Source organism: Flavobacterium sp. YJ01 (assembly GCF_029320955.1).
In the GTDB taxonomy this organism is placed as follows: Bacteria; Bacteroidota; Bacteroidia; order Flavobacteriales; family Flavobacteriaceae; genus Flavobacterium.
Genome location: NZ_CP119757.1, coordinates 5,039,175 through 5,053,051 on the forward strand (window position 1 = coordinate 5,039,175; position 13,877 = coordinate 5,053,051).

Here is a 13,877-nt window from a genome sequence, read left to right on the forward strand (position 1 = left end):
AGATTTTTTTCTTTTGAAACTTGGTAAAAGAGTTTAGAAAGAAACTAGTTTCTAACACATAGTTTAACGTGAAATGCTTGTGACAGCTTTGTCAAAGTTTAAAACTTTGACAAAACTTTAAAGTCATAAATGTATAATCTGAAAAAAAATGAATAAGATATTTTTTAAGCTCGGAGTATTATTGATTTGTTTGATGCCGTTTTTTACTACGGCGCAAACAAAAGGATTTTCTATATCTAATGGAGAATTTCAAAAAGATGGGAAAATTATAAAAGTACATTCGGGAGAAATGCACTATGAGCGTATTCCTAAAGAATATTGGAGACATAGATTGCAAATGCTTAAAGCTATGGGGTTGAATACTGTAGCGACCTATGTGTTTTGGAACTATCACGAAATAGAGCCTGGTGTATGGGATTTTAAAACAGGAAATAAAGATTTAGCAGAGTTTTTGCGTATTGCTAAAAGCGAAGGATTGTATGTGATTCTTAGGCCAGGTCCATATGCTTGTGGCGAATGGGAATTTGGTGGATATCCTTGGTGGCTACAAAATAATAAAGACTTGGTAATTCGTACCAATAACAAAGCATTTTTAGATGCTTGTAAAACGTATCTGCAAAATTTGTATGCAGTGGTAAAAGGAAATTTTGCTAATCAGGGAGGGCCAATTATTATGGTTCAGGCCGAAAATGAATTTGGTTCTTATGTTTCTCAAAGAACAGATATTACTGCTGAAGATCATAAAGCATATAAAACTGCCATTTACAATATGCTTAAAGAAACTGGGTTCCCAGAACCTTTTTTTACTTCTGATGGTACTTGGCTGTTTGAAGGGGGTGCTGTTGAAGGTGTATTGCCAACTGCAAATGGGGAATCAAATATAGAAAATTTAAAAAAACAGGTTGATAAATTCCATAAAGGACAAGGACCTTATATGGTGGCAGAGTTTTATTCTGGCTGGTTGGATCATTGGGCAGAACCATTTATTAAAATTGGATCTGAAGAGATTGCAAGTCAAACTAAAAAGTATCTTGATGCAGGTGTTTCTTTTAATTATTATATGGTACATGGCGGTACTAATTTCGGATTTACCTCTGGAGCAAATTATAATGAAGAAAGTGATATTCAGCCGGATATTACAAGCTACGATTATGATGCGCCTATTAGCGAAGCAGGTTGGGCAACACCAAAATTCATGGCTATTCGTGAAGTAATGCAAAAGTATTCTAAAACAAAATTAGCAGCGATTCCAGAGAAAATACCAGTTGTAAAATATCCTAATCAGCCTGTCAAATCAAGTATGGATGTTTTAAGCTGGATCAAAAAAGAAAAAGCTGTTGTAAATGATCAGCCTTTAACTTTTGAAAAGTTAGGTCAGGGAAATGGATATGTTTTGTATCGAAAAAGATTTACGCAGCCAATTTCTTCTGGCAAATTAAAAATAGAGGGATTAAGAGACTTTGCTATAGTTTATGTAAATGGAGTTAAGGTTGGTGAATTGAATAGAGTTTTCAAAAATTACGAGTTGACCGTTTCTATTCCTTTTAACGGTATTTTAGAAATTCTAGTTGAAAATATGGGACGTATTAATTACGGAGCCGAAATTGTACATAATACTAAAGGAATTATTTCTCCAGTATTTATTAATGAATATGAAATTAGCGGCGGATGGGAAATGTACAAAATGCCGATGAGCGAAGTTCCAGTTCTTAAAAACGAAACGATAAAACCTGGACGACCAGTTTTATATGAAGCTACAATTAACATTGATAAACCAGCTGATACTTTTCTTGATATGACCAATTGGGGAAAGGGAATTGTATTTGTTAACGGACATAATCTTGGACGTTATTGGAAAGTAGGACCGCAGCAAACGCTATACGTACCAGGTTGTTGGTTGAACAAAGGTGAAAATAAGTTTGTTGTATTGGAGCAACTTAACGAAAACACTCCAAAAGAATTAACTTTTACAGATCAACCGATACTTGAAAAATTAAATTAAGATTAACCCGTTGGGTGTAATTAAAAAATAAAAGCATTTTAACACATAGAGACATAGTTTTTTGTGTCGAAAAAAGAAAATGGAAGAAACAAGTTTCCACACATAGCTAAACTATGTGCATTTAAACTAGTGAAACGCCTTTTTTAAGTTTAGTTAAACTATGTTTCTATGTGTTGAAAATAACTTCACAAAATGAGTTAAGATTACCTATTAAACCAGAAAAACAAAGAATAATAAATTATAAATTAGATTAAAGATGAAAAAAGGAATATTCATAATCGCCCTTTTATTTTCAGCTCAGATATTCGCTCAGGCGATTTATGAAGATGAAAGATACGTACCAGAAACAGATCCGTTGGTTTTGAAAAACTTAGACGAATGGCAAGGCAAAAAATTTGGTTTGCTAATGCACTGGGGAACTTACAGCCAATGGGGAATTGTAGAATCTTGGTCTATCTGCCCTGAAGATTACGGATGGTGTGAACGTAAAAAAGGAAGTAATCCATCTAATTATAATGATTATATTAAAGATTACGAAGGTTTAAGAAAGACTTTTAATCCCGTAAAATTTGATCCTGCAAAATGGGCTAAAGCAGCTAAATATGCTGGAATGAAATACATGGTTTTCACTACAAAACACCATGACGGATTCAACATGTATGATACTAAATATTCTGATTACAAGATTACTAGTAAAGATGTTCCTTTTCATACCAATCCAAAAGCAGATGTTTTAAAAGAAATTTTCAACTCTTTTAGAGGTGAAGGAATTTCAACAGGAGCTTATTTCTCAAAACCAGACTGGCATAACGAAAACTACTGGGATCCTTATTTCCCTCCATTCGACAGAAACGTAAATTACGATCCGTCTTTATACCCAGAAAAATGGCAAAAATATGTTGATTTCACTCACAACCAAATCCTAGAAATTCTTTCTAACTACGGTAAAGTTGATATCTTATGGTTAGATGGAGGATGGGTTAGAAAAAGAGACCAAGTAAACATCAAAGAAAACTACGACGAGAAATTTACTGAAAATGAATCTAAAAATGGTTTCATCAAACATAGAGTGGTAGACCAAGATCCTAAAATGGATGAATTGGTTGTAAAAGCGCGTCAAAAACAACCAGGTTTAATTGTGGTGGATAGAGCGGTTCATGGTAAAAACCAAAACTACTTAACGCCAGAAGGACGTGTTCCTGCTAAAACATTGCCTTATCCTTGGGAATCTTGTATTCCAGCTGGTGGTGGATGGTCTTATTCTCCAGGTGCAACTTACATGACTGGAAGACAAGGAATTCATTTGTTGATTGATATTGTAGCAAAAGGCGGAAACTTATTATTAAACGTTGCTCCAAGTCCAGAAGGCGAATGGGATAAAGGTGCTTACGATTTATTGCAAGCTTATGGAGATTGGATGAAAGTAAATAGCACAGCGATTTACAACACAAAACCAATCGAACCTTACAAAGAAGAAAACATTTGTTTTACACAAAATAAAGCGGGTAATGTATTTGCATTTTATTTAGCTAAAGAAGGAGAAGACAAAATTCCTGCTGAAGTTACAGTAAAAGCTATTAGCCCTAAAAAAGGAACAAAAATTACGATGTTAGGTTTTAAAACTTCTTTAAAATGGACCAAAGAAGGAAACGGATTTAAAGTAATTATTCCAGAAAGTTTAAGAAACAATCTTCCTGCAAAAGAAGCTTGGACTTTAAAAATTGAAGTGATCAACAGATAAGAACTAAGCCTATGGTTTTAAATATTAAAAACAAATTTAAAACAGCATGTATTTTATACATGCTGTTTTTTAGCATTACAATTTTTGCGCAAGGGCCAGCAGATTTTGTAAATCCGTTTATTGGAACTTCCAATTATGGTGCGGCTTATCCGGGACCAATTGCCCCACGCGGAATGGCAAGTATTAGTCCGTTTAATGTGGCGGGAGTAAAAAATACACCGATGGAAAAAGATAGTCAATGGCTTTCTAATCCGTATGTGAATGAGAATACTTTCTTAACTGGATTTAGTCAAGTGAATTTAAGCGGAGTTGGCTGTCCAGATTTGGGTGTTATTTTATTGATGCCAACAACTGGAAATGTAGAAATCGATCATTTAAAATACGGTTCAACATATTCTAATGAAGTTGCCAAAGCAGCGTACTACAGCGTAAACATCGACAAATACAAAGTAAAAGGCGAATTCACCACTTCAAAACGAGTGGGAGTGAGCAGATTCACTTTCCCGAAAGGGCAATCTAATATTTTATTAAATCTTGGTTTAGGATTAACAAACGAAGAAGGCGCGATGGTAAAAGTGGTTTCTTCTACAGAAATCGAAGGAATGCGATCTGTTGGTTCGTTTTGTTACAATAGTCCAGAAGATGCTTATCCGGTTTATTTTGTGGCTCAATTTTCTAAGCCTGCCCATAAATTTGGAGTTTGGAAAAAACCTGCAAAATACAATGGCGTTGAAGCGCAATGGATGGGTTACAACGGCAAAGCGAGAATAATGGAAAATACCATTAAAACCGTAGTAGGTGATAGTATTGGAAGTTATTTTACATATAAATTCGATAAACAAGAAACGGTTGAAGTGAAGATTGGAATTTCGTACGTAAGTATCGAAAATGCCCGTGAAAACTTAGCAAAAGAAGTGGGTAACAGATCTTTTGACGCAATTTACAAAGAAACCTATAACGAATGGAACGAAGAACTTTCTAAAATTTTGGTTGAAGGCGGTTCAAAAGATGACAATACGATTTTCTACACAGCTTTGTATCACACTTTAATTCACCCAAATACTTTAAATGATATTAACGGACAGTATCCCGTAATCAAAAGAAGCAAAATTGCTAAAACCGATGACACCCGTTATACCGTATTTTCTTTATGGGATACGTACCGAAATGTACATCCATTAATGTCTTTGGTTTATCCAAAACAGCAATCTGATATGGTAAAAAGTATGTTGAATATGTTTGATGAAAACGGCTGGTTACCCAAATGGGAACTGAATTCGACTGAAACTTTTACCATGGTTGGAGATCCGGCAAGTATTGTAATTACAGATACTTATATGAGAGGAATTCGTGATTATGATGTTAATAAAGCCTATTATGCGATGTTGAAAGGCGCAGATAATATTGAAAATAATCCGCTTCGTCCTGGATTGAAAGATTATATCAAAAAAGGATATTTAACAACTGACAATAAAGGCCCAGTTTCGACGACTCAGGAATATAATATTTCAGATTATTCTATTTCACTTATGGCCAACGAATTCGGTGACAAAGACAATGTAAAACGTTTTAAAGAACGTTCATTATCCTACAGAAAATTATTCGATAAAAACTTAAATCTGCTTCGTCCAAGAACGGCTGACGGAAAATGGTACGAACCTTTTGATCCTGCGTCTGGGGCTAATTTTGAAGAAAATGTTGGTTTTATCGAAGGAAATGCATGGCAGTATAATTTCATGGTACCTCACGACATTATTGGATTAAAGAAATTAATGGGAGGTGATCAAGCTTTTTCGGCGCAATTGCAGAAAATCTTTGATATCAAACAATTTGATATGGCAAACGAACCAGATATTGCCAATCCTTATTTATTCAATTATGTGAAAGGTGAAGAGTATAAAGCTCAGGACATGGTAAAGAAATTGGTTCAAGAATATTTCAAAAATGAACCAAAAGGATTGCCAGGAAATGATGATACAGGAACCATGTCGGCTTGGTTGGTGTATTCGATGATGGGAATTTATCCAATTTCTCCAGGAGATCCTATTTATACCATTACAACGCCAATGTTTCATAGAGTAACGATCAAATTAGATCCGAGATATTATAAAAAAGAAAACATCGTAATTGAAAGACAAGAAAATAATGGTGGAAAAATCAATTCGATTGAGATAAACGGAAAAACACTTAACAGCTTTTTTATTTCGCATGATGATTTTGTGAATGGAACAAAGCTCAAAGTGATTCAAAACTAAACACACACAACTATGTTACAATTAAGAATGAAGAAAACGGCCATTATTTTTGTAATGGCTGTTGGTTTTTTTAACCAAACCCATGCCCAGAAAAAGTATCTGTATCAAGATGCGAAAGCACCTGTTGAGGATAGAGTAAAAGACTTGTTAAGCCGTATGACGCTTGAAGAAAAAGTGCGTCAGATGGATATGTATAGAGGAGATTTTTTTAAAGATAAAGAAGATTTTGCTAAAGGTAAATCGGCAGAAAAAATTGGAAAATTAGGAATTGGAGCTATTCATGATCTTTATCCGCGTTCAGCGAAAATGATCAATGATTTGCAAACAAACGTAATCAAAGGAAACCGTTGGGGAATTCCAGCATTAATTATGTGTGAAATGCTTCACGGATATTTAGACGAAGGAAGTACCGCTTTCCCAATGAATATTGGACTTGGAGCAACTTGGGATACTAGCGTATTAGACAAAGTTGGAAAAGTAATTGGTATGGAAGCCAGAGCGCATGGCGTTCATTTTGGTTTTGGTCCAAATTTAGATTTAGGACGCGAGCCAAGATGGGGACGTGTTGCTGAAACTTTTGGTGAAGATGCTTTCTTGAACAGTGAAATTGGTTTGGCATTCATCAAAGGATTGCAAGGAGACGATTTAAAATCGGATCGTTCTATTATTGCTGAGCCTAAACACTTCGCGGTTCACGGTATTCCACAGGCAGGAGGAAATTCTTCTCCAATTTTAGTTGGAGAACGTTCTGCTAGAGAAGATCATTTGCCATCTTTCGAAAAAGCATTTACAAAAGGCGGTGCTTTAGGAACCATGTGCGCTTATTCTGAGTTAGACGGAATTCCTTGTGCTGCAAATCATTGGTTATTGACGGATGTTTTAAGAAACGAATGGGGTTTCAAAGGTTTAGTAGTTTCAGATTTGGGAGCTATTAAATACATTCAAACGACTCACAAAGTGGCAGATTCTCCAAAAGATGCTATTAGAGAAGCGGTTTCGGCTGGTGTTGATATGCAGTTTTATGATTTTTCAAACGAATTCTGGCAAACTACAGTTATTGAATTAGTTAATGAAAAGAAATTGACAACGGAAAATATCGACCGTGCGGCGGGAGCAGTTTTACGTTTGAAATTCTTATTAGGATTATTTGAAAATCCGTACACAGATAAAAATTTAATTAAAGAGCGTTTTCATACTAAAGAAAATCAAGCTGTTGCTTTAGAGGCTGCTCAGAAATCGATGGTTTTATTGAAAAATGATAACAATATTTTACCTTTAAGTAAATCGTTAAAAAATATTGCGGTTATTGGACCAAACGCAAATGCTTCAAGAATGGGAGGTTATGCTCCTAAAAATAGTGTTGGAGTAACTGTTTTTGAAGGTATTCAGCAAGTAATGGGGAAAACTGCAAATGTAGTTTATGAAGAAGGTGTTCCGTTAATTGTAAAAGGACAAATTATTCCATCAAAATATTTATTTACTCCAGACGAATCTCAAAACGGATTAAAAGGAGAATATTTCAACAATAGAGAATTGGAAGGAACTCCAGCGTTGACTCGTATTGATAGTCAATTGGAGTTTGATTGGCCTTGGGCTCCTGGTGATGGTGTGAATGTAGATGATTTTTCTATCAGATGGACAGGATTCTTAAAATCAGATCAAGCATTGGACGGATGGTTAGGTTTAAGTTCTGATGACGGAATCAGAATGTATATCGATGATCAATTGGTAATCGACAACTGGACAAAAGGTGCTACAAGTATGGTAACGGTTCCAAAAAACATCGAAAAAGGGAAAAAATATAAAGTCCGCATTGAAATGTGGGAAGGAGGCTGGGGAGCCAGAGCGCATTTCCGTTGGAATTTAGAAAAAGTAAACTTACAGCCAGCAATCGAAGCAGCTAAAAAAGCAGATGTTGCGATTGTTGTTTTAGGAGAATCGAACGAATTGGTAGAAGAAAATAGAGACGTTGCTTCTTTAGACTTATTTGGAATCCAACAGCAATTGATTGAAGAGATCAAGAAAACAGGAACTCCAGTAGTTTGTGTGTTATTAAACGGTCGTCCGCTTTCTACAAACTGGATTGCTGAAAATATTTCTGCGGTTCTAGAAGGATGGTTCCCAGGGGAATTTGGAGGAAGAGCAGTAGCTGATGTTTTATTTGGAGATTACAATCCGGGTGGAAGATTACCAATTACAGTTCCAAAGTCGGTTGGGCAGTTACCTATATATTATAACCAAAAACCATCTGCAATCCATAAGTATGTAGCAGAAAGCGAACATCCATTATATTCATTCGGTTACGGATTAAGTTATACAAAGTTTGAATATTCTAATTTAAAGCTGAATACTACTGAAATTAAGCCAAACGGAGAAGTAAAAGTTTCTGTTGATGTTAAAAACGTCGGAGACAGGGATGGGGATGAAGTTGTACAATTATATATTAATGATGTTTACAGCAGTACAACTACGCCAGAAAAAACATTAAAAGGATTCAAAAGATTAAATATCAAAAAAGGCGAAACTAAAAATGTGGAATTTACACTTACACAAGATGAGCTATCTCTTTGGAACAGAGAAATGAAGCGCGTTGTAGAGCCTGGAGATTTTGAAGTTATGGTAGGAGGAAATTCGACCGATTTATTGAAAACTAAATTCAAGGTTTTGAACTAAAAACCCAAAAACGCCGAAGATTTTTCGGCGTTTTTGCTTTAAAAAAATGAATACAATTATAAATGGTCAAAATCTATTAGATTAATAGAGTTTTGTCCTTTAAAATAAGGCAGAGTTGGATTACAAATGAAAACGTTTTCTTTCAATTTTCAACCAAACTTTCACCAACACCTTTTCAAAATTGTCATTTGTCGAAATAATGTATTGTTAACAAAACGTATTCTTAAATTTAACATGTTATTAACTCTAAAAAAACAACTAATATGATTAAAAACGTACTAAAGTTACTGTTTGTCATTTGCCTTTTCGGGTTCCAAAGCCTGGAAGCGCAGACAACAGTAAAAGGAACGATAACAGATGCTCAAAGTGGAATTCCGATTCCTGGAGCAAATATTATTGTTAAAGGAACTAAAACAAGTGCTTCGTCAGATTTTGATGGAAAATACAGCATCAGTGTTCCAAATCAATCTTCAGTTTTAGTATTTACTTATGTAGGATCTGCTACTAAAGAAGTTGCTGTTGGATCTCAAACTACAATCAACGTGTCTTTAGGTGCAGACACACAACAATTAGGAGAGGTAGTTGTTACGGCTCTTGGTATTAAAAGAGAGAAAAAAGCAATTACTTATTCTGCACAAAACGTTTCAGTAGACGAATTATCAGAAGCAAGATCATTAAACGTTGCCAACTCACTTTCTGGAAAAGTTGCAGGTCTTAACTTCTCTACAACTTCAAATGGTGTTGGTTCTTCTTCTAGAATTACTTTAAGAGGTAACAGATCTCTTAACGGAAACAACCAACCTTTATATGTAGTAGATGGTGTGCCAATTAGTAACGGAACAACAACAAGCAACCCTGATATTGATACAGGAGGTACTACACAACCAGATGGTATTTCTAACATTAACCCAGAAGATATTGCTTCGATGACAGTTCTTAAAGGACCATCTGCTGCAGCTCTTTACGGATCTAGAGCATCAAATGGTGTAATCGTTATTACAACTAAATCTGGTAAAGCTGGAAAAACTTCAGTTTCGTTATCATCTAACTTTATGGCTTCTTCAGCTTATAACTTGATGAATTTACAAAACGAGTACGGACAAGGAACAAACGGAGCTTATGTTGCAAACTCTTCTTCAAGTTGGGGAGGTAGATTAGACGGAAGCCAAGTTTCTAACTGGCAGTTAGTTCGTAATCCAAATTATGCTGGACCAGCTACACAAAGCTATTCTCCACAGCCAAACAACGTTATTGATTTCTACAAAACAGGTTATAACTTAGCAAATACTTTAACAGTTACAGCTGGTAACGAAAAAGCGCAAGGTTATTTCTCATATACTAACACTCGTGCTGAAGGTATTGTTGGAGGAAATAAAATGGACAGACACAATCTTAACTTAAGATTGACAAGCAAAATATCTGATAAATTATCTTTAGACGTAAAAACAAACTACATCGTTCAAGATATTGATAACTTATTGAGAACTGGTGAAGAGTCTATCGGAACATCTGCATACTTATTACCTCGTAGTATTGCATATAACGATTATAAAAACTTCGAATATTTTGATGCTGCAGGACAAAGACAAGTAAACTATTTCCTTGACGAAACTGGAGCTCCTGGTGGAAACCCATTCTGGTCTGCTTTAAGAGATGATGCTCGTACAGACAAAAGAAACAGATTTATTGGTTTAGCGTCTCTTAAATATGAGATTACAAAAACATTAAGCTTACAAGGTAGAGCTGGTTTAGATCAAATGACAAACAGAAACGTAAGAAACAGATACGCTACAAATGCATTCAACAGTAACATGGGTTCTTATAGCGAATCTTACGAAACTGTTAGCGAATTAAACGTTGATGCTTTACTTTCTTACAACGAGAAATTTGGAGATTTTTCTGTTGGACTTAATGCTGGTGCGAATGCATTGCAACAAAATAGTTCAGCTTTAGGTTCTGGTGGTGTGTTGAGTAAAAGAAACTACTTCGCATTATCAAATGTTCAAACTATCACAGCTACTTCTACAGCTTCAAATAAAAGAATCAATTCAGTTTACGGATTTGGTCAACTTGGTTTCAGAAACTATTTATTCTTAGACGTAACAGCTAGAAATGACTGGTCTTCTACATTACCAACAGATTATTTCTACCCATCTTTTGGTCTTTCTGGAGTTCTTTCAGATATGTTTACATTGCCAGAAGTAATCAGTTTTGCAAAAGTTAGAGCTTCTTACGCTGAAGTTGGTAATGATACAGATCCTTATCAAACACAACAAAGATTCTCTTATATTGGAGGAAACGGTGGTATGTTGTACGGACAAAGCACAAAAGCGAATCCAAACTTAAAACCAGAGATTTCTTCTTCTACAGAGTTTGGTGCTGATATTAGATTCTTCAACAACCGTTTAGGATTAGATTTCACGTATTTCAATTCATTAACTAAAAACCAAATTTTCTACATCAATACACCTGAGTCTTCTGGGTATTCAAGAGCAGTTGTAAATGGTGGAGATATTCAAAATAAAGGTATCGAGCTTACTTTAACAGCAACTCCAATTCAAACAGAAAACTTTACTTGGGATATTACAGCAAACTACGCTTCTTATAAATCAAAAGTAAAATCTATTTATGATGGAAGAGATGAGTTAGTTCTTGGTGAAGGACGTTTAGTGAGAAGTAAAGTTGTTCAAGGTGGAGAATATGGTGACTTATATATTAAAGGTTTCCAAAGAGATCCAAACGGAAACATTATCGTAAGTAGCGCTGGTATTCCATTAGCAACAAACGGATTTGATGTTCGTGCTGGTAACTTTAACCCAGATTGGACAGCAGGTTTCAAAAACAATTTCAAATACAAAGATTTCTCTTTAAGCTTCTTAGTTGATTTCAGAATTGGTGGTGAAGTTATTTCATACACTCAAGCAAGACAAGCAGGTTTAGGGGTAAGCGATATTACTTTAGCAGGAAGACAAGGTGGAATAATTGTTGATGGTGTTGTGGCTAACGGAAACGGTACATACTCTCCAAATACAGTAAGCATTAATGCAGAACAATATTGGACAGCTATCGGACAAAGAACTCCTATTGCAGAGCCATTTATTTATGATGCTACAAACATCAGATTAAGAGAGCTTGTTTTTGGTTATTCATTGCCAAAACGTATGTTAAATAATTCAGGTTTTACAAGTATTGACTTCTCTTTAGTTGGTAGAAACTTATTCTTCTTCTTAAACAAAGCTGAACACTTTGATCCAGAAGCTGGAGCAGGTACAGGTAACTTACAAGGTATTGAATCTTTCAACATTCCTTCAACAAGAGATTACGGAGTTAATGTTAAATTTGGATTTTAATTAAAAAAGAGACATCATGAAATATAGTTTTAAAATAAAAACATTAGGAGTTGCATTAATGGCAGTTTCGATTTTATCAAGCTGTACTGGCGATTTTGATGAAATAAACAAAGATCCTAATTCATTGACTGAAGATCAGTTAGATGCTACATTGGCTGGTCCTTCATTTGCATCTGCATTATATGCAGGTATTCACAACGGATCTTATTCTTCTCCAGGTGTAGATGATCAAGGTACTTGGGGTATTGCTACAGGTATTTTATCTTCAACTTTTATTCACTACTTAAACTGTGGATACGGAACAGAAAGAAATGCTTTTGTGAATGGTTACGAAGGTAGAGGATGGTTAAGATTTTATACAGTTGCTGTACCAGCTTTGAAAAATGCTTTAGTAGCATCTGAAGGAAATGCGGAAGCTACCGCCGTTCTTAAAATCTGGAAAGTTTTTATGTACAACCAAATGGTTGATGCTTACGGACCAATTCCTTACACAGAAGCAGGAAACGGAAAAGAAAAAGTTCCTTACGATAGCGTAGAATTTATTTACGAAGATTTCTTCAAATTGTTAGACGAAGCAAATGCTACATTGGCATCTTCTTCAACAGCTACAGTTGCTTCTCTTTCTCCAAACGATAGAGTTTATGCTGGAAGTGTTGACAAATGGAGAGTTTTCGGAAACAGTTTAAGATTGCGTTTAGCTTTAAGAATTTCTGATAAAGATCCAGCTAAAGCTAAAACTCAAGCAGAAGCTGCTGTGGCTGCAGGAGTTATGCAAACAAACGATCAAAGTGCATTCTTTAAAGCTAGTAACATTACTCCAAACAATTTAAATATGATTGTAAACAGCTGGGGTTATGTAATGACATCTTCTATGGAAAGTATTTTAGTTGGTTACCAAGATCCACGTTTATCAAAATGGTTTGCTCCAATTGCTACAGGAGTTTATAGAGGTAATCCAGTTGGAGGTTTAGAAGATCAGTTCGGAACTACAGAATTCTCTAAATTCAACAATGAGATTATGGGTAATGGTTCTGCTAATACTGTTAGCGAAACTAAAAACATCGAAATCTTTATGGCTTCTGAAAACTACTTGAGTAGAGCAGAAGGAGCTTTAAATGGATGGAACATGGGCGGAGATGCTAGAACTTTGTATGAAACTGGTATTAGATTGTCTCTTGCACAATGGGGAATTACTGATGTAGCTGTAGTTAACGCATATATTAATGGTTCTACATTGCCAACATTACCAAACATTTTAACAGTTTACCCAACATTAGATTTAAGAGATATTCCAGTTAAATTGCCAGTTGCTTGGTCTGCTTCAGTTGCTAACCAACGTACACAGATTGCGGTACAAAAATACTTAGCGATTTTCCCAGAATCTTGGGAAGCTTGGGCTGATTTACGTAGAAGTGATGCTAAAGTTATTTATCCTGTTTTAAATACAGATAATACGGATGCTGGAGTTGGTAAATCTTTATTAAAAAGAATCATTTACACTACAAATGAATACTCATCAAACAAAGCTGCTGTTGAAGATGGAATCGTAAAATTAGGCGGTCCAGATTCAGGTGGAACTAGACTTTGGTGGGACACAAAATAATTAATTTGGTAAAGTATAAAATCTAAAGATTTGTTACTTGAGCAGAAGGAGAGGTAACTCTCCTTTTGTTTTATATAAAAGTCAGTGAATTTTTGCCCCAACTTTAATTCATTATTTACAATTACTCTTTTTGTGAGATTTAAAAAAGTTTAATTTTAAACACATAGTAACATAGATTCTATGTCTAAATAAGAAGATGTAGAGAAAATATTTTCTTTCACATAGTTTGCTATGTGTATTTAAATTAGTGAAA

At 35.0% G+C, this 13,877-nt stretch carries 6 protein-coding genes; all 6 read left to right on the plus strand.

Translation table 11 applies throughout. The annotated features are described in order from the left end of the window. Positions 1-148 precede the first annotated feature (148 nt). The 6 genes from P0R33_RS21655 (at position 149) to P0R33_RS21680 (ending at position 13,624) form a co-directional block, all read left to right on the plus strand. Positions 149-2,002, plus strand: a complete 1,854-nt coding sequence (locus tag P0R33_RS21655) for a beta-galactosidase (protein WP_276173242.1) — start codon at positions 149-151, stop codon at positions 2,000-2,002. 256 nt (positions 2,003-2,258) lie between these two features. Further along, positions 2,259-3,743 (plus strand): alpha-L-fucosidase, encoded by a 1,485-nt coding sequence (locus P0R33_RS21660; RefSeq protein ID WP_276173243.1) that lies wholly within the window; start codon positions 2,259-2,261, stop codon positions 3,741-3,743. 11 nt (positions 3,744-3,754) lie between these two features. Next, positions 3,755-5,998 carry a GH92 family glycosyl hydrolase gene (locus P0R33_RS21665; protein ID WP_276173244.1) on the plus strand — a complete coding sequence of 748 codons (2,244 nt, stop codon included), beginning with the start codon at positions 3,755-3,757 and terminating at the stop codon, positions 5,996-5,998. A gap of 12 nt (positions 5,999-6,010) precedes the next feature. Continuing rightward, the gene (locus P0R33_RS21670; protein ID WP_276173245.1) at positions 6,011-8,671 is read left to right on the plus strand and encodes a glycoside hydrolase family 3 protein; all 2,661 of its coding nucleotides are present in this window, start codon (positions 6,011-6,013) and stop codon (positions 8,669-8,671) included. A 263-nt stretch (positions 8,672-8,934) separates the two neighbouring features. After that, positions 8,935-12,021 (plus strand): SusC/RagA family TonB-linked outer membrane protein, encoded by a 3,087-nt coding sequence (locus P0R33_RS21675; protein ID WP_276173246.1) that lies wholly within the window; start codon positions 8,935-8,937, stop codon positions 12,019-12,021. 16 nt (positions 12,022-12,037) lie between these two features. Beyond that, a complete protein-coding gene (locus P0R33_RS21680) occupies positions 12,038-13,624 on the plus strand; it encodes a SusD/RagB family nutrient-binding outer membrane lipoprotein (protein WP_276173247.1) in 1,587 nt (528 codons plus the stop codon). Positions 13,625-13,877: the final 253 nt, after the last annotated feature.